Consider the following 22,139-nt stretch of genomic DNA (forward strand, 5'->3'; position numbering starts at 1 on the left):
TTACGCCAGGCAGGTTAGTGCGCATGCGTTTGCGCCGGCAAAGGAGATGATTTCCGACGATCATTCCATTTTGGAATAGCTCTTTCGCAGCGTGCTGTCGTGGACTAGTATGAGCGATGCTTTCGGAGTCACCCTCGCTCCTCTCGGCGCCGCTGCCGCGGCGACTGCCTTCGACCATGGGCCTGCGCGTCGTCGAGGCGGTTGCGCGTCACGGCTCCTGCTCGGGCGCTGCCGACGAACTGAATTTGACCCAGAGCGCTGTCAGCAAGCAGTTGCGCGGCGTCGAGCAGATCGTCGGCGCGAGCCTGTTTGCGCGCAATCGGCGTGGCCTGGAGCCGACCGAGGCCGGCCACGCTTTCATCGGTCCGGCCAGGGAGGTGCTCGTCGCTTTGGCGTCGGCGGTCGGCGGTGTTGCCGGTTTTCGCCAGGAGCAGCCGATGCTCAGGCTGCATGTGTTGCCGATCCTTGGCGATCGCTGGCTGGTACCGCGGTTCTCGCGCTTCGCAGAGGAGCATCCCGAGCTCGAGGTCCAGTTCACCAACTTCGTCGCCCATGGCACGGCCGAAGCTGCGGACGCGACCTTTCGGTTCGGTGAGGGTGACTGGCCTGGGCAGCAGGCGGATTATCTGTTTGGGCGCGATGTCGCGCTGGTGGCGGCGCCGGACCTTCTGGCGCGCCTCGGACCGATCGGCGAGGTCAGGGATGTCGCCCGGTTCCCGGTGCTCGACCATCCACCCACGCCGCTGCGCTGGGGCGCGTTCGCCGAGGCCAATACCGTGGCTGAGCTTGTTCCACAGCGCGTGATCCGCTTCGGCTTCTATGCCTTGGTCATCCGCGCGGCGATCGCGGGGCAGGGGCTGGCGCTGGTGCCGCGTGCGCTGGTCGTGGAGGAGCTCTCGGGGGGGAGACTCGTCAACCCGGCGGGGCTCGGTTTTCGCAGCCGGTATGGCTATTGGCTGACCCGCCCGGCGGATCGGCCACCGAGCCCGGCGCTCGTCCTGCTGCGTGACTGGCTTGTCGCGGAGGCGGTCGGGATGCAAGAAGCGCGGTGAACAGGAAGCGCCAAGAAACGGACCGGCGCATGAAACGGACCGGCGGTCGAGATGCCCCGGCCATGAAGGGTTGAAACGATGCAGCTAGGAATGGTCGGCCTCGGCCGGATGGGTGCGAACATCGTGCGCAGGCTGATGCAGGCCGGGCATGATTGCGTGGTCTATGATCGTGATCCCAAGCCCGGCGCTGCGCTTGCCGAGAAGGGGGCGGTCGTCGCCTCCGACCTGAAGGACATGGTCGCCAAGCTTGCCGCGCCGCGCGCCATCTGGGTCATGCTGCCGGCTGGCGAGATCACCGAGGCGACGCTGACCGAATTGTCCGGCCTGCTGCAACCCGGCGACACGCTGATCGACGGTGGCAACGCCTTCTGGAAGGACGATGTCCGGCGCGGGCAGGAGCTTTCGGCCAAGGGCCTGCACTATCTCGATATCGGCACCAGTGGCGGCGTGCACGGGCTGGAGCGCGGCTATTGCCTGATGATCGGTGGCGACAAGGAGACCGTCGCACGGTTGGACCCGCTGCTGAAGGCGCTCGCGCCCGGCAAGGGCGATATTCCTGAGACCAGCCATCGCGACGGTCGCAACCCGACCAGCGAGGAAGGCTACCTGCATTGCGGGCCGGTTGGCGCGGGCCATTTCGTCAAGATGGTCCATAACGGCATCGAATACGGCATGATGCAGGCCTTCGCCGAGGGCTTCGACCTGCTGCGCAACGCCTCCGCCAAGGAGGGCCTGCCGCCTGAATACGGCTTCGATTTCGATGTCGCCGAGATTTCCGAGGTCTGGCGGCGCGGCTCGGTCGTGACCTCCTGGCTGCTCGACCTGACGGCATCGGCGCTCGCAGCCGACGAGGATCTGTCGGCCTATACCGGCAATGTCTCGGATTCGGGCGAGGGACGTTGGACGGTGCAGGCCGCGATCGAGACCGCGACGCCGGCCGAGGTCCTGACCTCCTCGCTTTATACCCGCTTCCGCTCACGCAAGGATCACACCTTTGCCGAGAAGGTGCTCTCGGCCATGCGCGCCGGCTTTGGCGGCCATGTCGAGCCCAAGAAGCCGGTCTGACGCGCCATGATCAATTCGAAGAAGGGCGGCGGGCCTGCCGCCATCGTCGTCATGGGCGTCGCGAGCTCGGGCAAGACCTCGCTGGGCGAACGCCTGGCCGAGCATCTGGGCTGGCCGTTCCGCGACGCCGATTCGTTCCACCCGCCGCAGAATGTCGCCAAGATGGCGGGCGGCACGCCGTTGAACGACGAGGACCGCAAGCCCTGGCTCGCAGCCATCGCCGCCTGGATCGACGAGCTTCGCGCTTCCGGCAAGAACGGTATCGTCACCTGTTCGGCGCTGAAGCGGGCCTATCGCCGCGTCATCATCGGCGATCGGCCCGATGTCGCGCTGGTCTACCTCAAGGGCTCGCGCGAATTGATCGGCGCGCGCATGGCGGCGCGGCAGCACCATTTCATGCCGCCCGCGCTGCTCGACAGCCAGTTCGCCGCGCTGGAGGAGCCCGGCGAGGAGGAACACCCGCTGGTGATGCCGGTCGAGCTGCCGAAGGATGAGATCCTGCGCGCGGTGCTGACGAGGCTTGGTTTGACGGAGCCAGGTTTGAATTGACCCTGTCAGGGCTGGCGCTGTCGCGCCGGCCAAGCGATCGTTCCAGAGCAGAACAGCGCCCACCAGATCAGGATCGGTTGCAGCGCCAGTCTCGGGCCGTGATACCACCAGCTCGTCGGCAGCCCTGGAACTGCAATGGCTTCCATGGCGTGCTTGATGTTGGCTGGAAAGACGCAAAGTGCGTAGAGCGCCAGCCCGATGCCTGCTGCTTTGCGCAGACTCGGGACCAGCAAACCCGCGGCACCGAGAATTTCCGCGACACCTGTCAAAATGACGACCTCGCGCGGCGCCGGCACCCAGCCCGGCATGATCGGCAGGAAGGCCGTGGGCGAGCGCAAATGCAACAGGCCGGCGGCAAGATAGAACGCTGCCATCAACCAGCGCATCGCGGCGCGCAAGTTCACGTTACCTCGAACCAGGACCAGAGCCCGAGATCGAAGCGCTCCAGGACCGTCGAAGAGATCATCCAGCGCCCCGGATTCTCGGCGATGAAGGCGATGTGCAGCCGCTTGCCCTCGGGAATCTGCACCGTGTCCATGAAATAGGGCTCCCAGCCATCGTCGAGCGGGTGCAGCAGCCGGAAGCAGTGGCCATGCACATGGATCGGCTGGAGGAAGGCCGTCCGGTTTTCGATCGCGAGCACGATCGGCGTGCCGCGCTTGACGCTGACGAGCGGCTTGCCGGCGTCTCCGACGCCGCCATTGATCCGCCAGGGTTTGGAGAGATCGAGGCCGGCGAGGTCCAGCTTGAGCTCGGGCATGACCTTCGCCCCGCCCTCGATGATGATCTGGGGGCGGACCGCATCCTGGAGGCGCACAGCGGCGGGAAGCGTCGGGTTGGGCTTCAGCGCGGCAGGCGCCGTCGCGGCCGCTTTCTTTGCGCCCTCGGCCACCAGCCGGACAAGCGGCACGCCGGCGCCGATCAATGCGGTCACGATCGCGGTCGCGCCCGGCTCCTCGGGCATGTCGACGATCAGATCGTAGCGCGTGCCCGGCGCGAAAGGTAGTTGCGCGCGCACCGGCTCGAAGGTGTCGGTCGGCTGTCCGTCGACGGCGACGACCGAGGCCTTCACCCCGTCGAAGCGCAGCCGCATGATCCGGGCGTTGCAGGCATTGGCGAGGCGCAGGCGGACGCGCGCGCCCGGCGCGACCGGAACGCGCTGCGGCGGCGGCGCGCCATTGACCGTCAGCCAGCTTCCGAGCCGGCCGCCGGCCGCGCCCTCGGAGCTTGCCGTGGCGAAGGGGCGGATGGCGTGGTCGTCGCCGAGCAGCCAATCCGCGACCAGCACCGGCAGGTCGAGGTCGACCGCCAGCGGTTCCGCCTCCTCGACGATTAGCAGTCCGCCAAGGCCCCGGCCGGCCGGCTCGGACGAGGCGCCGACGAGCAGCGGCCGATAGAGGAAGGTGCCGGCATCGGGCGGCGTCAGCCGGTATTCGAAGCTCGTGCCTGGAGCGACCGGCGGCTGACTGAAGCCGCCGACCCCGTCCATGGCGGCGGCGCCACGCAGGCCTTGCCAATGCAGGGACAGTGGCAAGGCGGTTCGGTTGTCGAGCTTGAGGCGCAGCGTCTCGCCCAACTTGATTCGCAGAGCCGGGCCTGGAGACGCCCCGTTCAGCGCCAGGATGTCCGTCTCGCCCGCCGGCGCCGGCCGCAGGCGCGCCTTGCCCGGTGCTGCAACCAGCAGGCTCAATGGCGGCTCGGCTCCGGCTGGGCCGGCTGGCGGCCTGGCCTGCGACGAGGCCCCACCGGCAAGCACGATCGTCGTCGTGGCGCCAAGGGTCGTGGCGCCAAGCCCGGCGAGCGTAGCGCGCCTTGTCGGCGCAAGGAGTGGTCGCATGGACGAAGTGAGGCCTTTGTCGGTCATGCGCCCGGCATAATCTGTGGCGTGCGATCTGGCGAGAGGCGGCCTTCGCACGGCCCGGCGATGTGTCGCGATACGGCGCGGTGGGGCCACCTTCGCAGAAACGTCGCATTTTTTTGCTGCATGGCCTGCTCGAAATGCGTATAGCACCGCGGCCCAACGATGGCCGCGCTGCGTTTGCTCGCGTGCAGCGCTATCGGGCCGGCGGGCGTGGCGGAATTGGTAGACGCACTGGTTTTAGGTACCAGCGGCGAAAGTCGTGGGGGTTCGAGTCCCTCCGCCCGCACCAGCAGGCGTGCGATCGCATCATGACGTTAGCGTCGTGGCGCGGGAATCGTTCGCTGAAGAAAAATGGATTTCGCGAGCGCGGCGGCGGTCACCCGGCGTCGCGCTTTGGACATTGAAGTAACGCTGTTGGCGGATCGAAAACGATGAACGTGACCGAAACCCTGTCCCAGGGCCTCAAGCGCGAGTTTCAGGTGGTGTTGAATGCCGCCGACCTCAAATCCAGGCTCGATGACGGCCTTCAGGGCCTGCAGGGCAAGGCCAAGATCAATGGCTTCCGCCCCGGCAAGGTGCCGGTTGCCCATTTGCGCCGTCTCTATGGCCGCTCGGTCATGTCCGACGTGCTGCAGAACGCGGTCAACGAGGCGAACCAGAAGATCGTCACGGATAACGGCCTGAAGCTCGCCTTCGAGCCGCAGATCCGCTTCCCCGAGAACAAGGACGAGATCGAGGCCGCGATGGAGGCCAAGGGCGATCTCGCCTTCACCGTCGCGCTCGAGGTTCTGCCCAAGATCGAGCTCGCTGACCTGTCGGACGTCGCGCTGACCAAGCCCGTCGCCGAGGTGCCCGATGCCGATGTCGATGCCGCGCTGGAGCGCATGGCCGGCCAGAATCGCACCTATTCGAACAAGGGCGAGAAGGCCAAGGCCGCCAGCGGCGACCGCCTGATGATCTCCTTTGTCGGCACGCTCGAGGGCAAGCCCTTCGACGGCGGCACGGGCGAGGGCATCCCGCTCGATCTCGGCGCCGGTCAGTTCATCCCCGGCTTCGAGGAGCAGCTCGAAGGCGCCAAGGCCGGCGAGACCCGCACGGTCAAGGTGACCTTCCCCGAGAACTACACCGCGACCCATCTTGCCGGTAAACCGGCCGAGTTCGAGGTCACGGTCACCGAGGTGCAGGCGCCCGAGGCCGTCAAGATCGACGACGAGCTCGCCAAGGCCTTCGGCATGGAGTCGCTCGATGCGCTGAAGACCGCGATCCGCGAGCAGATCGGCCGCGATTTCGGCGAGCAGTCGCGCCGCAAGCTGAAGAAGAGCCTGCTCGACGCGCTCGATGTGAAATACACCTTCGAATTGCCGCCGACCCTGGTCGAGCAGGAGTTCGCCAGCGTCTGGAGCCATGTCGAAGTCGACATGAAGGAAGCCAAGAAGTCCTTCGAGGATGAGGGCACAACCGAAGAAGCCGCCAAGGCCGACTATCGCAAGATCGCCGAGCGCCGGGTTCGCCTCGGCCTCGTGCTGGCCGAGATCGGCGAGCAGGCCAAGGTCCAGATCTCGGATGACGAGGTCACCAAGGCCCTGGTCGAGCGCGCCCGCCAGTTCCCCGGCCAGGAGAAGCAGGTCTGGGAGTTCTACCAGAAGAACCCGCAGGCCCTGGCCGAGATCCGCGCCCCGATCTTCGAGGAGAAGGTCGTCGACCACCTGCTGGAGCAGGTGAAGGTCGAGGATCAGAGCGTCACGCGCGAAGCGCTCTACGCCGACGACGAGGCGGACGAGACTGCCGAGGCCAAGCCGAAGAAGGCCGCCAAGAAGGCCAAGAAGGCTGACGCCAAGGGCGAGGACAAGGCCGAAGACACTTCGGCCTGATTGTCGGCAACCTTAATCGCAATATTCGCGCCGCCGAGCTTCATGCTGGGCGGCGCTTCTCTTTTCAGCCGCGTTTGCCGTGCTTATGTGGGTGTCCTCCGAGACATTCGCTGATTCTCCATCCGCCGAAGCCGGCGCTGCCACCCAAGGACGATTTTCATGCTGCGCGATCCGATCGAGACCTACAACAATCTCGTCCCGATGGTGGTCGAGCAGTCCAGCCGTGGCGAGCGCGCCTTCGACATCTATTCGCGGCTGCTGCGCGAGCGCATCATCTTCCTGACCGGACCGGTCGAGGATTATTCCGCCTCGCTCATCGTGGCACAGCTCCTCTTCCTCGAGGCCGAGAACCCCAAGAAGGAAATCTCCTTCTACATCAACTCGCCCGGTGGCGTTGTGACGTCGGGCATGTCGATCTACGACACGATGCAGTTCATCCGCTGCCCGGTCACGACCTTGTGCGTCGGCCAGGCCGCTTCGATGGGCTCGCTGCTGCTGACAGCCGGCGCCAAGGACATGCGTTTCGCGCTGCCCAACGCCCGCATCATGGTCCACCAGCCCTCGGGCGGCTTCCAGGGCCAGGTCACCGACATCCTGATCCACGCCCGCGAGGTCGAGAGCCTGAAGCGCCGGCTGAACGAGATCTACGTCAAGCACACCGGACGCTCCTATGCCGACATCGAAGCGGCGCTGGAGCGCGACAATTTCATGACTGCCGAGGCGGCGCGCGACTTCGGCCTGATCGACAAGGTCATCGACAAGCGGCCTGAAGAAGCAACGGCCTGATCGGCCGCGCGGGCTGCGACCAGCCGCCCCGTTGCCTGTGGGTTGGCGCGGCGGCTGTGAAGGCCCATATTGCAAGGGGACCGGCCCCATGTTTGCATGGGGAATCGGGCGAGCGGACTGGCGCTCCTAAACGGTCCGGTTTTGGGTCGGCTCTGTCCACCGGGTGTTCCGGAACAGGGCGTTAACCTAATGATCGTGATCTGAGCGTCTATTAATGACGGAGAGACGACGGTTGCATCCGCTCAGGCTGATGTGGTCGTCCGGCTCCGAGAATGGAGATGGACGATGAGTAAGGTCAGCGGCGGCGATTCGAAGAGCACCCTCTACTGCTCTTTCTGCGGCAAGAGCCAGCACGAGGTTCGCAAGCTCATTGCGGGCCCGACCGTGTTCATCTGCGATGAATGCGTCGAGCTCTGCATGGACATCATCCGCGAGGAATCGAAATCCGCGCTGGTGAAGTCGAAGGACGGGGTTCCGACACCGCGCGAAATCCGCAAGGTGCTGGACGACTACGTCATCGGCCAGGACCACGCCAAGAAGGTCCTCTCGGTCGCGGTCCACAACCACTACAAGCGCCTCTCGCACGCCTCGAAGCACAATGACGTCGAGCTGGCGAAGTCGAACATCCTGCTGATCGGCCCCACGGGCTCGGGCAAGACGCTGCTTGCGCAGACGCTCGCCCGCATTCTCGACGTGCCCTTCACCATGGCCGACGCGACGACGCTGACGGAAGCCGGTTATGTCGGTGAGGATGTCGAGAACATCATCCTGAAGCTGCTCCAGGCCTCCGACTACAATGTCGAGCGGGCGCAGCGCGGCATCGTCTATATCGACGAGATCGACAAGATCAGCCGCAAGTCGGACAACCCCTCGATTACCCGTGACGTCTCGGGCGAAGGCGTGCAGCAGGCCCTGCTCAAGATCATGGAAGGCACTGTCGCCTCCGTGCCGCCGCAGGGTGGGCGCAAGCATCCGCAGCAGGAATTCCTGCAGGTCGACACCACGAACATCCTGTTCATCTGCGGCGGCGCTTTCGCGGGGCTGGACAAGATCATCTCCAGCCGCGGCAAGGGCACCTCGATCGGCTTCGGCGCGACGGTGAAGGGGCCTGACGATCGCCGCACCGGCGCGATCTTCCGCGAGGTCGAGCCCGAGGATCTGCTGAAGTTCGGCCTGATCCCGGAATTCGTCGGCCGTCTGCCGGTCCTGGCGACTTTGGAGGATCTCGACGAAGCGGCGCTGAAGACCATCCTGACCGAGCCGAAGAACGCGTTGGTGAAGCAGTATCAGCGCCTGTTCGAGATGGAGGACACCGAGCTGACCTTCACCGACGAGGCCGTCAGCCTGATCGCCCGCAAGGCGATCGACCGCAAGACCGGTGCGCGCGGCCTGCGTTCGATCATGGAAGGCATCCTGCTCGAGACCATGTACGAGCTGCCGGGGCTGGAAGGCGTCGAGCAGATCGTGATCGGTCCTGAGGCCGTCGAGTCGAAATCGCGACCGCTCTTCATCTATTCGGAGCGTGAGGAAGAGGCGAAGTCGGCCTCTGCGTGAGATGCCCGCCAAGCATCCAAGACATTGCAAACGCGCGCCTGTTGGCGCGCGTTTTGCGTCGTGGGGCAGGTTGGGCGGTCGCCTGTTTCACCCCGCGACAATCCAGCCTGGGGATGCTTCGAAGGCTCGCTTGAAAGCCGGCGAGGAAGTCTCCACTTTAGGTGCACTTGCGAGAGTCGCATGCCTGTTGAGGGTGTGATGCGCGAGGGCGGACGTGGCGATAGTCGTCTCGGCCGCATACGTCAGGTGGCTCCGCCCATTTGGGGGTAGGCCTGGCGCAACCACAAAGGACAAGTCATGACTGGCTCGGCGCCCCGCGCTCCTTTCGTTCCCGGCGAGACCGGCCTCTACCCGGTGCTCCCCCTGCGCGACATCGTCGTTTTTCCGCATATGATCGTGCCGCTCTTCGTTGGCCGCGAGAAGTCCATCCGCGCCCTTGAGGAGGTCGTGAAGACCGATGGCCTGATCCTGCTCGCCACCCAGAAGAATGCTGGCGACGATGATCCTGCGACCAAGGATATCTATGAAATCGGCACGCTTGCCCGCGTGCTGCAGCTGCTGAAGCTGCCCGACTCGACCGTGAAGGTCCTGGTCGAGGGCGTCGGCCGCGCCAAGGCGACCGCTTACGTTGCCGATGACGCCTTCTACCAGGCCGAGGCCGTTGGCCTGGCCGAGGAAGACGGCAAGAAGGTCGAGGTCGAGGCGCTGGGCCGTTCGGTCGTCAGCGAGTTCGAGAGCTATGTGAAGCTCAACAAGAAGATCTCGCCCGAGATCGTCGCCGCCGTCTCGCAGATCGACGAAGCCTCCAAGCTCGCCGACACTGTCGCCTCGCATCTCGCCGTCAAGATCGCGGACCGCCAGGCGGTGCTCGAGATCACCCATGTCGCGCATCGGCTGGAGAAGGTTCTCTCGCTGATGGAAAGCGAGATGTCGGTGCTCCAGGTCGAGAAGCGCATCCGCTCGCGCGTCAAGCGCCAGATGGAGAAGACACAGCGCGAGTACTATCTCAACGAGCAGATGAAGGCGATCCAGAAGGAGCTCGGTGACGGCGAGGAAGGCCGTGACGAGTTGGCCGAGCTGGAAGAGCGCATCGCCCGCACCAAGCTCTCCAAGGAGGCCCGTGACAAGGCCGTCGCGGAGATGAAGAAGCTGCGCCAGATGTCGCCGATGTCGGCCGAGGCGACGGTGGTGCGCAACTATCTCGACTGGATGCTCGGCATCCCGTGGAACAAGCGCTCCAAGATCAAGAAGGATCTCTCGGTCGCGCAGGGCGTGCTCGACGACGATCATTTCGGCCTCGACAAGGTCAAGGACCGCATCGTCGAATACCTCGCCGTGCAGCAGCGGACGAACCGGCTCGCCGGCCCGATCCTGTGCCTCGTCGGTCCTCCCGGTGTCGGCAAGACCTCGCTCGGTAAGTCGATCGCCAAGGCGACTGGCCGCGAATTCGTGCGCATGTCGCTCGGCGGCGTGCGTGACGAGGCCGAGATCCGCGGCCATCGCCGGACCTATATCGGCTCGATGCCCGGCAAGATCATCCAGTCGATGAAGAAGGCCAAGACCTCCAACCCGCTCATCCTGCTCGACGAGATCGACAAGATGGGCCAGGACTTCCGCGGCGACCCCTCGGCGGCCCTGCTGGAGGTGCTTGATCCCGAGCAGAACGGCACCTTCAACGATCATTACCTCGAGGTCGATTACGACCTGTCGAACGTGATGTTCGTCACCACGGCCAACACGCTGAACATCCCGCCGGCCCTGCTGGACCGGATGGAGGTGATCCGCATCGCTGGCTACACCGAGGATGAGAAGACCGAGATCGCCCGGCGTCACCTGATTCCGAACGCGATCAAGAAGCACGGCCTCGAATCCAAGGAATGGTCGATCGACGATGAGGCGCTGATGACGCTGGTCCGCCGCTATACGCGGGAGGCGGGTGTCCGCAACCTCGAGCGCGAGCTCTCCAACACCGTCCGCAAGGCGGTGAAGGACATCGTTCTCTCGAAGAAGAAGAAGGTCGCCGTCACCACGCCGGTGCTTGAGGAGTATCTCGGCCCGCCGCGCTATCGCTATGGCATGGCGGAGACTGAGGATCAGGTCGGCGTCGTCACCGGGCTTGCCTGGACCGAGGTCGGCGGCGAACTCCTGACGATCGAAGGCGTGATGATGCCCGGCAAGGGCAAGATGACCGTCACCGGCAACCTCAAGGATGTGATGAGGGAATCGATTTCGGCGGCGGCCTCCTATGTCCGCTCGCGTGCCATCGATTTCGGCATCGAGCCGCCCTTGTTCGACCGGCGTGACATCCACGTCCACGTTCCCGAGGGCGCGACCCCGAAGGATGGTCCGTCGGCAGGCATCGCGATGGCGACCACCATCGTCTCGATCCTGACCGGCATCCCGACCCAGCGCGACGTCGCCATGACCGGCGAGGTGACGCTGCGGGGCAGGGTGCTGCCGATCGGCGGTCTCAAGGAGAAGCTCCTGGCGGCTCTGCGGGGCGGCATCAAGAAGGTGCTGATCCCGGAGGACAACGCCAAGGACCTGATCGACCTGCCCAAGTCCGTGAGGGAGGGCATGGAGATCATCCCGGTCTCGCGGATGGAGCAGGTGCTGCAGCATGCGCTGACGCGCCAGCCCGTTCCGATCGTCTGGGAAGAGGATCTGACGGCGCTGCGGCCGAAGGCCGGCGAAGAGGATGCCGCGGGCGGCCTCGTCGCCCACTGAGTTCGTCGCTCATGAGTTAAAGAGGCCGCAGGCATTGCCGGCGGCCTCTTTCTTTGGCAGGCCGCTTGAACAAGACCCTGCGTTCTGATCCGTCCGCGACGAACAGGGCGGCTCTACGGCACCGCCGAGGTCGAGCGGTTGCGCGAAATCCTGGCGCTGAAGCGGCTGGGTCTCAGCGCAGGGGATCGCCGCGCTCCTGCACGGCAAGGCGATAGATTTCGCGGTGCATGCGCTCTGGAGGCTGTCGGCGCGAACTCAGGCTCGCAAGCCCAGCCTATGGCTTGCGAACTTGCCCTCATGGCCTTAAACGGCGGGCAAGGGCGGTTAGCTCAGTCGGTAGAGCGCCTCGTTTACACCGAGGATGTCGGCGGTTCGAGCCCGTCACCGCCCACCAACCTCGCATTGCACGTGTCAGACTCTGGGCGCTCGTCCGACAGGTTCAGCGACTGCGGGTGTAGATCATTGCGTAGCGGTCGGAATAAGCGCGCGTCCAGCCGGGCAATTCATCAAAAAACGGAATGCGGCTGTCCCCGGCCGACAGCAGCGCCCAGTCGATTCCATACTTGCGCAACTGCGTTTCCAGAAGGGGCTTGCCCGTGCTGCGCCCCGTCGCGTCGTTCGCTTGCGTGAAACCGTTCAGGAACAGCTGGTCGGTGCGGCCATCGATGAAGGTCTTGATGCCGTGGAAAATGAGGGTTCCGCCGAAATCGTAGGAGTTGAAGACGGGCCCCGACAGATTGTGCTGCGCAGCGAAGGCGAGCGCGTCTTTCGCCGATGTCTTTTGGCCAGGTTCGACGGCGGCTCCACCTACCAGGATGACACCGACGCCGATGGCGAGAGCAACACTCGCGGCCAAGGCGCGCCGGTACTGCCCGAGCAGGAAGCGCTCCAGTCCGTCGCGCTGCTCCATCATCCATGTCCGGATCGACAGGGCGGGAAACTGCTCCGCGACCGGCGCCGCCAGCACCAAGGGAACCAGCAGGAAGAACACATAAACGAAGCGCTCGTGCGTGAGATAGAGATGCAGCGCGAACAGAGCAAAGAGCGCCCTCGCCAAGCCGAAGCGGAGGCCCGATAAGAGCAGCCCGAGCAACATCAGCAACAAGGCCGCCTCGCTCAGAGGATTGGCGGAGGCGTTGAAGGGCTGCCACTCCATTATGAGCGGCACGGCTTCGTTGGCGCCGGCGACGGCGAAGGTCGCCAGGATTGCCTTGAGACCATAAGGGTTGACCAGGCTTACCAGCGGGCACAGTGCGCCGAAGATACACCATTGAGCCAGGAGACGCGGCCGCGCTAGCTGGTATCGGATGAGGATATCCAGCCCAGCGAAGGCCGCGATGACGAAGCCGAGCGTGAACGAGGCGTGGAGATTGGTCCACAGCCAGAGCAGTCCAAGCAGTCCGAAGCTAGGTGGTCGGCCGGCGCCTGCTGCCCGGAACAGCGAGGCCGTCCAGACCACAATGATGGGCAGGGTGAAAACATGCGGTCGGGCGGTGAAGACGGGGGCGGACAGAAGGGCCAGGCTCACAGCCAGCGCTATCGCAGTGGTCGGCTTCAGGGTCTCGCCGAGCTGCCAGGCGAGCAGAAAGACCATCAGCGAGATCGCTGCGGTTATGACGAGTGCGACACCGTTCCAGCCGGCGCTCTTATAGGCCAGCGCAAGGAGCACCTGGCTCAGCCATTCCTTTGCAATCCAGGGCTGGCCGGCGAAGCTGTGCGAGTAGCTGTCGAAGGTTGGGAAGGTGCGGGTGGCGAGCATGTCTAGCCCGACGCGAATGTGCCACCAGCTGTCGGGATCCTGAAGAAGGGCTGGGGCGCGGACGAGCAGAACCGTGGCCACGATGGCGGCCGAGAGCAGGCTGAAGATCAGCCTCATGCGCCAGGCTTCCGCAGCGAGCGACGGTGAGCCAGCCATGGGCTGGATGGGTTGACTAGCGTTCATGGCTTTGAACCATAGCCTCAGGTGGCGACGGCACCCGTAAATCGGGACCGGCGACAAACACATACCGGGAAGAGCCGAGATAGAAGAGGACGGAATAGCTGCAGAGGCCCGCGAGCTGGGCCAAGGGCGACTCTACAAAGCCGAGCGATTTAGCCAGGGTCAGGACCGCGAGATTCATGCAGTAGGCAACGAGGAAGACGAGTGCATAGCGGCGGCCTTCTCCCGTGCTTGAGCCTGCCTCGCTGCGGAAGGTCCAGCGCCGATTAAGCGCGAATCCAGCGAGGAGACCAGCAGCATAGCCGGCCACGTTCGAGGTGATATCGCCCCAGCCTAGGGCAAGGCCCGCCAAGATGACGGCGTAGCCGAGTGCCGTGTTGACAAGCCCGACCACCCCAAATCGCAGCGCGCAGCCGCTCAGGCAGCGGATTTAACCGCATGGACAAAATACTGCGCTCCGAGAGGGCAACGGGTGAGATAACGCTCGAGCGGTCGCAGCCACGCTAGCGGCCGCGGAAAGAAGATTCTGTAGACGGCCTTGGTCTTCGGCAGGCCGGCGGCCGCGATTCTCGCGCGCATTTCGTTTGCTGCGATCAGAACGGCATGCTTGTCGAAGGGGCAGTTCCGCACCGCATGCCGGGTCAGCGGGTTGAGAGGGTTATGTTCGAACAGGAAAAGGCTGCCGCGGGGAGCGAGTACCCGCGCGATCTCGCCAAGCAATCCGGCGTGTAGCTGCTCGGGAATATGGTGAAAGACGCAAGCAGCGAAGACGACATCGAATCGTCCCTCAGGAAAAGGGATCGTTTCGCCGTCGAACGGCATAAAGCGCGCCTGTCCGGGGAAGCGTTTTGCTGCCATGTTGAGCGATTGTGCCGAAGGGTCCAGCAACACGATCTCGGCGTCGGGAAAGATCGAGCGCATCGGCCCCAGAGAGTTGCCGATGCCGGCTCCGAAATCCAGAATCCGGTTTGGACGACGTCCCGACTCCATGAGGGTCGCCGCGACGTCCTCGATCTTGTACTTCGCGAAGAAGTCGAGCGTTTCGCCGCTCATGCGGATGCTGGCGGCGTGCTGCTCTTGATAGTCCAGAGCGACCTGGTCGAATTCTGCCTTAGGCACTGACAGCATCCTTCACCCGTTCTTGTAGCTCGTGCACGGGACTTCCCTGAGTTCCCGTCGCGCCGTCGCAGACGATTTCGGCGACGATGTAGAGGGGGCGGCGCTTCGTCTCCATGTACATGCGTCCGAGATACTCGCCGAAGATGCCGAGCATGAGCAGCTGCACGCTCCCAAGGATGAGTATGATTGCGGCAAGGCTGGTCCAGCCGGGAAGAACATTGCCGATCAGCCATGAGATGATGGTGTAGCCGAGGACACCCAACCCCAGCAGGCCGAAGCCCATTCCCAGATGCGAGGCGAATCGCAAGGGCGCGATGGAGAAGCTCGTCATCGCATCGAAGGCCAGGAGCAGCATCTTCTTCAGCGGGTAATGCGTCGTTCCCGCAAAGCGAGGGTGCCTTTCATAGGGGAACGCCGTCTGTTGCAAGCCGATCCAGCTCACCATGCCGCGCACGAAGCGATAGCGCTCCGGCATCGCGTTCAGATGGTCGAGCGCGCGCCGGCTCATCAGGCGGAAATCCCCGGCGTCTGCGGCAATCTCGATATCGGCCATTCGCCGCAGCAGGCGATAGAACAGGGCGGCGCTGGAGCGCTTGAACAAGCTCTCGCCGTCGCGCTTCAGGCGCTGGCCGTAAACGACGTCGAAACCTTCATCCATCTTCGCCATCATCGCGCCGAGGAGTTCCGGCGGATCCTGGAGATCCGCGTCGAGAATCAGGCAGCGTTCGCCCCGGCAAAACTCGAGCCCCGCGGTGAGCGCGACCTGATGACCGTAGTTGCGCGCCAAATCCATGCCGACAACATGGCTGTCCCGGCGAGCGAGATCGAGAATCGCCTCTCGGGTGCCATCGGTCGCGCCGTCAATGATGAGGACGATTTCGTAAGATGGCCCGACGGTCGCCAGGCAGGCGGCGCTCACGCGTCGGTGCAACTCTACGAGGCCGTCCCGCTCGTTGTAGCAAGGCACCACGACCGACAGCGCTATGCTGCGTCGAAAGGCTCCATGATAAGGTTCGGCCATGAGCTGCATCCAAGTTTGCGCGAGGATGGAGCAGTTCAGTTGGAGAATCGTTAAATTCGAGAAGAGAGGGCGCGGTATCGGCTATGAACAAATTTGGCGGCTTCGGTGCTTGACAGTCAGGGCCCGGGGCCATAATCCCAACCCCGCTGAGGCCGAGGCCTTAGCCGCCCTGCGCGGGTGTAGCTCAGTTGGTTAGAGTGCCGGCCTGTCACGCCGGAGGTCGCGGGTTCGAGCCCCGTCACCCGCGCCATTTTCCCCTTACATCGCAATTCGATAGGCAAGTCGCCCGGCGCCGTTTTCGGTTTGCACGGCGCGGACCGCTTGCCGCGTGGCCCGACTGGCTTAATCTCCCATCGCCTTGAGCTGCCATGAGATGGCGGCGGCCGGAGATGTCCATGCGCCTCACACTTGTCGCCAGCTTCATGATCGCGAGCCTTTGCGCCTGGGGGCCTGCGGGAGCCGCCGAGGTCAAGGTTCTGACGGCGGGAGCTTTCAAGCCGATCGTGCTGGCCGTCGCCGCTGATTTCGAGAAGCAGAGCGGCCACAAGCTCGTCATCGAAAACGATACCGCCGGCGGGTTGCTGCGCCGCATCACGGGAGGCGAGGCGTTCGATCTCGCCGTGCTGACGCCTGCGGCGGTGAAGGAACTCGTCGAGGCCGGCCGGATCGCCTCGGGCACGCCGAGGAACCTGGCGCGGACCTCGGTCGGCGTGGCGGTCAAGGACGGCGCCCCGCGCCCCGACATCGCGACTGTCGCGGCCTTCAAGGCCACGCTGCTCGCCGCCGGCAAGGTCGCCTATATCGATCCTGCGGCCGGCGGCTCGAGCGGGATCTATTTCGCCAAGCTGCTGGAGACGATGGGCATTGCGGATGCGGTCAAGGCCAAGGCCGTGTTGGTGCCGGGCGGCCTGGTCGCGCAGCGCCTCGTCACCGGGGAGGCCGATCTCGCCATCCACCAGATCAGCGAGATCCTGGCCGTGAAGGGAGCGACGCTGGTCGGGCCGCTGCCGGCTGAGATCCAGAACTACACCACCTATACCGGCGGCATCGCAGCGGCGAGCCCGCAGCCGGAGGCGGCCAAGGCGTTCCTCGCCTTTCTCGGTGGCGATGCTGCCAAGCGCGTCCTGGCCGAGAAGGGCATGGAAAGCGCGCCGAACTGATCACGCGCCTTGTTGCATCGGCCCGAAAAGTGGGAACCGATTTTCGGGGCAAGCCGATGCAAGATAAAACCCCACGTCATCAGACCGAATGCGAGATTCGGTCTGATGACGTCACCGGCTTCACCAGGGGCGGCGCGGTCCGGTGTCGATATGGATCAGCCCGTTCCAATAGACCTTGTTGCCGCCGACCTCAGGTAGCGAGCGGGCATAGTCCAGCACGACGCGCGGGCGCACGCCCGGAACACGGAAGTCCATCGCCTCGCAGCGCTTGTGGTAGGAGCCGCGCCGGGCACGCCAGGGCGGCCGCCAGGTCGATGTCACCTTCACGGCCCCGTATTTGTCGACGACCTTGCCGAGAATGTCCTTCAGCCGTTGCGGCAGGCAGATGATGGAGGTGCCGGGATCGGTCGAGATGCCGGGCCGCTCGGGCTTTTCATTGGGGTCGAACTGCGGCTCGGCGCCGGCCTTCTGACCAGGCGAGAGCTTGGGCCATTCCGGCCCTTCCTCATCTTCGGGCTCGGCGGCGACCGGCGAGCTCGGGCTTGGGCTTGGGGCAGGCGCTGCCGGTGGCGGAACCACGATGGCAGGCAAGGTCGATTGCGCCGGCAAATCCAGATCGAAGGGGCGCTGCGGCGGCAGGGGTGCGCGCATGCTCTGCCCTTCCTGCGCCAAGGCAGACATGGGCTGCAGGGCGCAGGCGAGGACCAGCGCCGCCAGTGGCAAGGAGAATGACTTCACGCTCAGGGCGCCGGGGTCGGCAGGAAAACGGCGCGGGTTTCGGCGCCGACCAGCGGCAGCTGCGGCGTCTTGGCGCAGAGCGCGGCGAGCTCGGCGGGCGCGCTCATGATCTTGGCGAGGTCGAGCAGGGGGCGCTGGGCGCCGCCGGCATAATATCCGGCGAGCCAGAGCGAGAGCTGATCCTGGTCGTTGCCATTCATCGCGACGAAGTCGGCGCAGGTCGCGCGCATCAGGTCGAAGGCTTCGGCACTGGCGCGATCACTCCCCGAAATGGCGGCGGCAAGCGCTGCGGCGAGCAGAAAAGAGCGTTGCATGGGCAGCACCATGGCGGTCTTTCTCCCTCCAGAGGCGGCGGCGGCCGCAAGACGTCGATTCGGCGCGAGTGTGTCGCCATTGGCGGCAAACGGCCAGTCGGAAGCCTGCGGTATGCTGCAAAAAGCACCCGCAGTCGATGCGGAACGGCGAGCCGTGCGAAGAGGCACTGCGACATCCGCGCCAATCTGCGTCGAAATCAACCCTCTCGCGCGATTGTGCAGCGCGGCGGAGTCTTGCTTCATTCTAATGCAGGGTCTAATCGACTGAGCCAGCGCGCCGTCGCCTGGCCGCCCGAAGCGGGGACATGTCCATGCAAACACTCCCAGTACCGTCCCTGCTGAACGACTATCTGCCGCTCGTCATTTTCCTGGGCGTCGCGGCCATCATCGGCATTGCCTTGCTGGTGGCTCCCTTCGCCATCGCCTATTCGAAGCCCGATGCCGAAAAGCTCTCGGCCTATGAGTGCGGCTTCAACGCCTTCGACGATGCGCGCATGAAATTCGATGTCCGGTTCTATCTGGTCGCGATCCTGTTCATCATCTTCGATCTTGAGGTCGCCTTCCTGTTCCCCTGGGCCGTCGCGTTTGGCGGGCTCGGCTGGTATGGCTTCGTCTCGATGATGATCTTCCTGGGCGTGTTGACCGTCGGCTTCGTCTACGAGTGGCGAAAAGGGGCGCTGGAGTGGGACTAGTCGTCCGGCCGCTGCACTGATTTCGCGACTTATCTGACGGTTACGGGTTACAAGGGTTCAGATCATGGCAACAACAGCGATCGATCGCGGCGACCCGCTGGTCGCGCCTGCGCCCAAGGGCCTGCTCGGCCCCGACGGCTTGCCCGTCGGCGCGCGCGATCCCTTCTTCACCGAGATCAACAGCGAGCTCGCCGATAAGGGCTTCCTGGTCACGGCGACGGACGACCTGATCAACTGGTCGCGCACCGGCTCGCTGATGTGGATGACCTTCGGGCTCGCCTGCTGCGCCGTCGAGATGATGCAGCTCTCGATGCCCCGCTATGACGTCGAGCGCTTCGGCTTTGCGCCGCGCGCCTCACCGCGCCAGTCCGACGTGATGATCGTCGCGGGCACGCTGACCAACAAGATGGCCCCGGCGCTGCGCAAGGTCTACGACCAGATGCCGGAGCCGCGCTACGTCATCTCGATGGGCTCCTGTGCCAATGGCGGCGGCTATTACCACTACAGCTATTCGGTGGTGCGCGGCTGCGACCGCATCGTGCCGATCGACATCTATGTGCCGGGCTGCCCGCCGACGGCGGAAGCGCTGCTCTATGGCGTGCTGCTGCTGCAGAAGAAAATCCGCCGCACCGGCACGATCGAGCGCTGAGGGCCTGTCATGAGCGATCTCCTTGCTCTCGGGGAAGACATCAAGGCCGCGCTGCCCGGCGCGGTGACGCAAGCCGTCGTCGCCTTCGACGAACTGACGATTAACGCTGAAGCCGCGTCGATCGTGCAGGTTCTCAAGGTCTTGCGCGACGATCCGCGCTTCCGCTTCGTGAACTTCACCGATATCGCCGGTGCCGACTATATCGAGCGCGAGAAGCGCTTCGACGTGGTCTATCATCTGCTCTCGCCGCGCCATAACCACCGGGTCCGGGTCAAGATCCAGACCGACGAGGCGACGCCCGTTCCCTCCGTGATCGAGATCTTTCCGGCGGCGAACTGGTATGAGCGCGAGGCTTACGACTTCTACGGAATCCTGTTCTCGGGCCATCCCGATCTGCGCCGCATCCTCACCGATTACGGCTTCGAGGGTTACCCGCTGCGCAAGGACTTCCCGCTGACCGGCTTCGTCGAGGTCCGCTACGACGACGAGCAGAAGCGCGTCGTCTACGAGCCGGTGAAGCTGAACCAGGAATTCCGGAATTTCGACTTCCTCTCGCCATGGGAAGGCACTGACTATGTGCTGCCGGGCGACGAGAAGGCGAAGACAGCCTGATCGGAGCCGGACATGACCGAACACAACATCCGGAATTTCTCGATCAATTTCGGCCCGCAGCACCCCGCGGCCCACGGCGTGCTCCGCCTCGTGCTGGAGCTTGACGGCGAGATCGTCGAGCGCGTCGACCCGCATATCGGCCTGCTGCATCGCGGCACCGAGAAGCTGATCGAGGCCAAGACCTATCTGCAGGCTTTGCCCTATTTCGACCGGCTCGACTATGTCGCGCCGATGAACCAGGAGCATGCCTATTCGCTCGCGGTCGAGAAGCTGATGGGCGTCACGGTGCCGCGCCGGGGCCAGCTCATCCGCGTGCTCTATTCCGAGATCGGCCGCATCCTCTCGCATATCCTCAACGTCACCACGCAGGCGATGGACGTCGGCGCGCTGACGCCTCCGCTCTGGGGCTTTGAGGAACGCGAAAAACTGATGATTTTCTATGAGCGGGCCTGCGGCGCGCGCATGCATGCGGCCTATGTTCGGCCCGGCGGCGTCCACCAGGACCTGCCGGTCTCGCTGATCCACGACATCGCCGAATGGTGCGACCCGTTCCTCAAGGTCTGCGACGATCTCGAGACCCTGCTCACCGACAACCGCATCTTCAAGCAGCGCAATGTCGATATCGGCGTCGTCGATCTCGATACCTGCTGGAAATGGGGCTTTTCGGGCGTGATGGTGCGCGGCTCGGGCGCCGCCTGGGATCTGCGCAAGTCGCAGCCCTATGAATGCTATGAGGAGATGGATTTCGACATCCCCATCGGCAAGAACGGCGATTGCTACGATCGTTACTGCATCCGCATGGAGGAGATGCGCCAATCCGTCCGCATCATGAAGCAGTGCTGCGAAAAATTGCTAGCGGCTGACGGCGGCGGGCCGATTTCCTCGCTCGACGGCAAGATGGTGCCGCCCAAGCGCGGCGAGATGAAGCGCTCGATGGAAGCGCTGATTCACCATTTCAAGCTCTATACCGAGGGCTACAAGGTGCCGGCCGGCGAGGTCTATGCGGCGGTCGAGGCGCCCAAGGGCGAGTTCGGCGTGTATCTCGTCTCCGACGGCACCAACAAGCCCTATCGCTGCAAGATCAAGGCCCCGGGCTTCGCCCATCTCCAGGCCATGGATTTCATGTGCCGCAAGCACATGCTGGCGGATGTCAGCGCGATCCTGGGCTCCCTCGATATCGTCTTTGGTGAGGTGGACCGCTAATGTCCGTCCGTCGTCTAGCCCCCGATCACGTCCAGCCCGCCTCCTTCGCCTTTGATGCGGCGAATGAGAACTGGGCCGACCAGCAGATCGCCAAATACCCGGCAGGCCGGCAAGCCTCGGCCGTGATCCCGCTGTTGTGGAAGGCGCAGGAGCAGCATCAGGGCTGGGTGCCGCGTGCCGCGATCGAGGCGGTGGCCAGGAAGCTCGACATGGCGCCGATGCGCGTCATGGAGATCGCGACCTTCTACACCATGTTCAACCTGCAGCCGGTGGGTGAGCATTTCATCCAGCTCTGCGGCACCACGCCCTGCGCCTTGCGCGGCGCCGAGGCGCTGAAGAAGGTCTGCGAGGACGTGATCGGCCCACAATCGACCGTGAGCGCCGACGGCAAGCTCTCCTGGCTCGAGGTCGAGTGCCTCGGCGCCTGCTGCAACGCCCCGATGGCGCAGATCAATTTCGACTATTACGAAGACCTGACGCCCGATAATTTCCGCGCGCTCCTCGACGATTTGCGCCAGGGACGGCCGACCAAGCCAGGCCCGCAGAATGATCGCTCCTGCTCGGAGCCGCTCGGCGGCGGCGAGACCTTGAAGGATCCCGCGCTCTATGACGGCACCGTGATCGGCGCCGGCGACTGGCAGAAGCGCATTGCCGAACAGCGCAAGGCTGCCGCTGAAGCCGCCGCGGCCAAGGCTGCGGCCGAAGCGGCCGCGAAAGCCGCCGAGGCGACGCCAGTCGCAGTGGAGACCAAGCCCGCGAGCGAGACGGCGGCTGCAAGCCGGCCCAAGCCCTCCGCTCCGGCCCAGCCCTCGAGCGCGGCCAACGACACGCCTGCCGCCAGCGGCAAAGTCGAGGCGAAGGCCGTCACGGAATCTGCCAAGCCGGCGGCCAAGGCCCCCGTCAAGCCGAAGGCCGAACCGGAGCCGGCCTCGGCCGTCGCGGAGACGAAGCCCGAATTGCTGACCGCTGCGCGCGGGGGCAAGGGCGATGATCTCGAACTGATCTGGGGCGTCGGCCCCAAGCTTGCGACGATGCTCAACGAGATGGGTGTCTGGCATTTCGACCAGATCGCGAGCTGGAAGGCCGAGGAACTCGCCTGGGTCGATGCGCGACTGACCGGCTTCAAAGGCCGCGCCACGCGCGACGACTGGATTTCGCAGGCGAAAAAACTTGCGACAGGCTGGCGGCCGGAATCGGCCCTCGGCGACAAGCCGGTGAAGTGAGGCG

21 protein-coding genes and 3 tRNA genes are annotated in these 22,139 nt (G+C 64.7%); 16 read left to right on the plus strand and 8 right to left on the minus strand.

Annotated elements, in window-relative coordinates:
• Window positions 1–116 precede the first annotated feature (116 nt).
• The 3 genes from RMR04_RS13340 to RMR04_RS13350 all read left to right on the plus strand — a co-directional run bounded on the left by RMR04_RS13340 (window position 117) and on the right by RMR04_RS13350 (window position 2,666).
• Window positions 117–1,052, plus strand: coding sequence for a LysR substrate-binding domain-containing protein (locus tag RMR04_RS13340; protein WP_311915094.1), 936 nt, complete (start codon window positions 117–119; stop codon window positions 1,050–1,052).
• A 78-nt stretch (window positions 1,053–1,130) separates the two neighbouring features.
• Window positions 1,131–2,117 (plus strand): phosphogluconate dehydrogenase (NAD(+)-dependent, decarboxylating), encoded by a 987-nt coding sequence (gene gnd, locus RMR04_RS13345; RefSeq protein ID WP_311915095.1) that lies wholly within the window; start codon window positions 1,131–1,133, stop codon window positions 2,115–2,117.
• A 6-nt stretch (window positions 2,118–2,123) separates the two neighbouring features.
• Window positions 2,124–2,666: a gluconokinase gene (locus tag RMR04_RS13350; protein WP_311915096.1), complete on the plus strand. Its 543-nt coding sequence runs from the start codon at window positions 2,124–2,126 to the stop codon at window positions 2,664–2,666.
• Window positions 2,667–2,671: 5 nt separating this feature from the next.
• Here RMR04_RS13350 and RMR04_RS13355 read toward each other — a convergent pair whose 3' ends face one another.
• Window positions 2,672–3,064: a DoxX family protein gene (locus RMR04_RS13355; RefSeq protein WP_410492242.1), complete on the minus strand. Its 393-nt coding sequence runs from the start codon at window positions 3,062–3,064 to the stop codon at window positions 2,672–2,674.
• Between the two features lie 2 nt (window positions 3,065–3,066).
• A complete protein-coding gene (locus RMR04_RS13360; protein ID WP_311915097.1) occupies window positions 3,067–4,503 on the minus strand; it encodes a multicopper oxidase family protein in 1,437 nt (478 codons plus the stop codon).
• Window positions 4,504–4,731: 228 nt separating this feature from the next.
• Between RMR04_RS13360 and RMR04_RS13365 the strand changes: the two genes are divergently transcribed.
• The 6 genes from RMR04_RS13365 to RMR04_RS13390 all read left to right on the plus strand — a co-directional run bounded on the left by RMR04_RS13365 (window position 4,732) and on the right by RMR04_RS13390 (window position 11,859).
• Window positions 4,732–4,816 (plus strand) — tRNA-Leu (locus tag RMR04_RS13365).
• Between the two features lie 142 nt (window positions 4,817–4,958).
• A complete protein-coding gene (tig, locus tag RMR04_RS13370) occupies window positions 4,959–6,398 on the plus strand; it encodes a trigger factor (protein WP_311915098.1) in 1,440 nt (479 codons plus the stop codon).
• A gap of 159 nt (window positions 6,399–6,557) precedes the next feature.
• Complete coding sequence (locus RMR04_RS13375) at window positions 6,558–7,184, plus strand: ATP-dependent Clp protease proteolytic subunit (RefSeq protein ID WP_410492243.1); 627 nt, start codon at window positions 6,558–6,560, stop codon at window positions 7,182–7,184.
• Between the two features lie 285 nt (window positions 7,185–7,469).
• A complete protein-coding gene (gene clpX / locus RMR04_RS13380; RefSeq protein ID WP_069691738.1) occupies window positions 7,470–8,738 on the plus strand; it encodes an ATP-dependent Clp protease ATP-binding subunit ClpX in 1,269 nt (422 codons plus the stop codon).
• Between the two features lie 297 nt (window positions 8,739–9,035).
• Window positions 9,036–11,465 carry an endopeptidase La gene (lon, locus tag RMR04_RS13385; RefSeq protein WP_311915099.1) on the plus strand — a complete coding sequence of 810 codons (2,430 nt, stop codon included), beginning with the start codon at window positions 9,036–9,038 and terminating at the stop codon, window positions 11,463–11,465.
• Window positions 11,466–11,783: 318 nt separating this feature from the next.
• A tRNA-Val gene (locus tag RMR04_RS13390) sits at window positions 11,784–11,859 on the plus strand.
• A gap of 45 nt (window positions 11,860–11,904) precedes the next feature.
• On the opposite strand, the gene RMR04_RS13395 is transcribed toward RMR04_RS13390, so the two are convergent.
• The 4 genes from RMR04_RS13395 to RMR04_RS13410 are packed head-to-tail and all read right to left on the minus strand — an operon-like array spanning window position 11,905 to window position 15,544.
• Window positions 11,905–13,464, minus strand: a complete 1,560-nt coding sequence (locus tag RMR04_RS13395; RefSeq protein ID WP_311915100.1) for a hypothetical protein — start codon at window positions 13,462–13,464, stop codon at window positions 11,905–11,907.
• A complete protein-coding gene (locus tag RMR04_RS13400) occupies window positions 13,397–13,798 on the minus strand; it encodes a GtrA family protein (protein ID WP_311915101.1) in 402 nt (133 codons plus the stop codon). Before RMR04_RS13400 ends, RMR04_RS13395 begins: the two co-directional genes overlap by 68 nt.
• A gap of 23 nt (window positions 13,799–13,821) precedes the next feature.
• Window positions 13,822–14,532 carry a class I SAM-dependent methyltransferase gene (locus RMR04_RS13405; protein ID WP_311915102.1) on the minus strand — a complete coding sequence of 237 codons (711 nt, stop codon included), beginning with the start codon at window positions 14,530–14,532 and terminating at the stop codon, window positions 13,822–13,824.
• Window positions 14,516–15,544, minus strand: coding sequence for a glycosyltransferase family 2 protein (locus tag RMR04_RS13410; RefSeq protein WP_311915103.1), 1,029 nt, complete (start codon window positions 15,542–15,544; stop codon window positions 14,516–14,518). Before RMR04_RS13410 ends, RMR04_RS13405 begins: the two co-directional genes overlap by 17 nt.
• Window positions 15,545–15,717: 173 nt before the next feature.
• Here RMR04_RS13410 and RMR04_RS13415 point away from each other — a divergent pair.
• Both RMR04_RS13415 and RMR04_RS13420 read left to right on the plus strand, forming a co-directional pair.
• Window positions 15,718–15,794 (plus strand) — tRNA-Asp (locus RMR04_RS13415).
• Between the two features lie 145 nt (window positions 15,795–15,939).
• Window positions 15,940–16,704, plus strand: a complete 765-nt coding sequence (locus RMR04_RS13420; RefSeq protein WP_311915104.1) for a molybdate ABC transporter substrate-binding protein — start codon at window positions 15,940–15,942, stop codon at window positions 16,702–16,704.
• Window positions 16,705–16,824: 120 nt separating this feature from the next.
• Here the strand turns inward: RMR04_RS13420 and RMR04_RS13425 are convergent, their stop codons facing one another.
• A complete protein-coding gene (locus RMR04_RS13425; protein WP_311915105.1) occupies window positions 16,825–17,442 on the minus strand; it encodes a YcbK family protein in 618 nt (205 codons plus the stop codon).
• Window positions 17,443–17,444: 2 nt separating this feature from the next.
• Window positions 17,445–17,756, minus strand: coding sequence for an HdeA/HdeB family chaperone (locus RMR04_RS13430; protein ID WP_311915106.1), 312 nt, complete (start codon window positions 17,754–17,756; stop codon window positions 17,445–17,447).
• Between the two features lie 311 nt (window positions 17,757–18,067).
• On the opposite strand from RMR04_RS13430, the gene RMR04_RS13435 reads away from it, so the two are divergent.
• From RMR04_RS13435 to nuoE, 5 genes are all read left to right on the plus strand, one after another.
• Window positions 18,068–18,448 carry an NADH-quinone oxidoreductase subunit A gene (locus RMR04_RS13435; protein ID WP_069693835.1) on the plus strand — a complete coding sequence of 127 codons (381 nt, stop codon included), beginning with the start codon at window positions 18,068–18,070 and terminating at the stop codon, window positions 18,446–18,448.
• 64 nt (window positions 18,449–18,512) lie between these two features.
• The gene (locus tag RMR04_RS13440; RefSeq protein ID WP_069691732.1) at window positions 18,513–19,097 is read left to right on the plus strand and encodes a NuoB/complex I 20 kDa subunit family protein; all 585 of its coding nucleotides are present in this window, start codon (window positions 18,513–18,515) and stop codon (window positions 19,095–19,097) included.
• 9 nt (window positions 19,098–19,106) lie between these two features.
• Window positions 19,107–19,709 carry an NADH-quinone oxidoreductase subunit C gene (locus tag RMR04_RS13445; RefSeq protein WP_311915107.1) on the plus strand — a complete coding sequence of 201 codons (603 nt, stop codon included), beginning with the start codon at window positions 19,107–19,109 and terminating at the stop codon, window positions 19,707–19,709.
• Window positions 19,710–19,721: 12 nt separating this feature from the next.
• Entirely contained in the window at window positions 19,722–20,912 is a 1,191-nt protein-coding gene (locus RMR04_RS13450; protein ID WP_092165910.1) for an NADH-quinone oxidoreductase subunit D, read from the plus strand.
• A complete protein-coding gene (nuoE, locus tag RMR04_RS13455) occupies window positions 20,912–22,135 on the plus strand; it encodes an NADH-quinone oxidoreductase subunit NuoE (protein WP_311915108.1) in 1,224 nt (407 codons plus the stop codon). Before RMR04_RS13450 ends, nuoE begins: the two co-directional genes overlap by 1 nt.
• The last annotated feature ends 4 nt before the right edge of the window (window positions 22,136–22,139 follow it).

Source organism: Bosea sp. 685 (assembly GCF_031884435.1).
Lineage (GTDB): Bacteria > Pseudomonadota > Alphaproteobacteria > Rhizobiales > Beijerinckiaceae > Allobosea.

Bases quoted from the DNA above. Each gene is read 5' to 3' on its own strand.
- RMR04_RS13340 (WP_311915094.1), top strand. From the start codon at position 117: ATGCTTTCGGAGTCACCCTCGCTCCTCTCGGCGCCGCTGCCGCGGCGA.
- gnd (WP_311915095.1), top strand. From the start codon at position 1,131: ATGCAGCTAGGAATGGTCGGCCTCGGCCGGATGGGTGCGAACATCGTG.
- RMR04_RS13350 (WP_311915096.1), top strand. From the start codon at position 2,124: ATGATCAATTCGAAGAAGGGCGGCGGGCCTGCCGCCATCGTCGTCATG.
- RMR04_RS13360 (WP_311915097.1), bottom strand. From the start codon at position 4,503: ATGCGACCACTCCTTGCGCCGACAAGGCGCGCTACGCTCGCCGGGCTT.
- tig (WP_311915098.1), top strand. From the start codon at position 4,959: ATGAACGTGACCGAAACCCTGTCCCAGGGCCTCAAGCGCGAGTTTCAG.
- RMR04_RS13375 (WP_410492243.1), top strand. From the start codon at position 6,558: ATGCTGCGCGATCCGATCGAGACCTACAACAATCTCGTCCCGATGGTG.
- clpX (WP_069691738.1), top strand. From the start codon at position 7,470: ATGAGTAAGGTCAGCGGCGGCGATTCGAAGAGCACCCTCTACTGCTCT.
- lon (WP_311915099.1), top strand. From the start codon at position 9,036: ATGACTGGCTCGGCGCCCCGCGCTCCTTTCGTTCCCGGCGAGACCGGC.
- RMR04_RS13405 (WP_311915102.1), bottom strand. From the start codon at position 14,532: ATGCTGTCAGTGCCTAAGGCAGAATTCGACCAGGTCGCTCTGGACTAT.
- RMR04_RS13410 (WP_311915103.1), bottom strand. From the start codon at position 15,544: ATGGCCGAACCTTATCATGGAGCCTTTCGACGCAGCATAGCGCTGTCG.
- RMR04_RS13420 (WP_311915104.1), top strand. From the start codon at position 15,940: ATGCGCCTCACACTTGTCGCCAGCTTCATGATCGCGAGCCTTTGCGCC.
- RMR04_RS13430 (WP_311915106.1), bottom strand. From the start codon at position 17,756: ATGCAACGCTCTTTTCTGCTCGCCGCAGCGCTTGCCGCCGCCATTTCG.
- RMR04_RS13435 (WP_069693835.1), top strand. From the start codon at position 18,068: ATGCAAACACTCCCAGTACCGTCCCTGCTGAACGACTATCTGCCGCTC.
- RMR04_RS13440 (WP_069691732.1), top strand. From the start codon at position 18,513: ATGGCAACAACAGCGATCGATCGCGGCGACCCGCTGGTCGCGCCTGCG.
- RMR04_RS13445 (WP_311915107.1), top strand. From the start codon at position 19,107: ATGAGCGATCTCCTTGCTCTCGGGGAAGACATCAAGGCCGCGCTGCCC.
- RMR04_RS13450 (WP_092165910.1), top strand. From the start codon at position 19,722: ATGACCGAACACAACATCCGGAATTTCTCGATCAATTTCGGCCCGCAG.
- nuoE (WP_311915108.1), top strand. From the start codon at position 20,912: ATGTCCGTCCGTCGTCTAGCCCCCGATCACGTCCAGCCCGCCTCCTTC.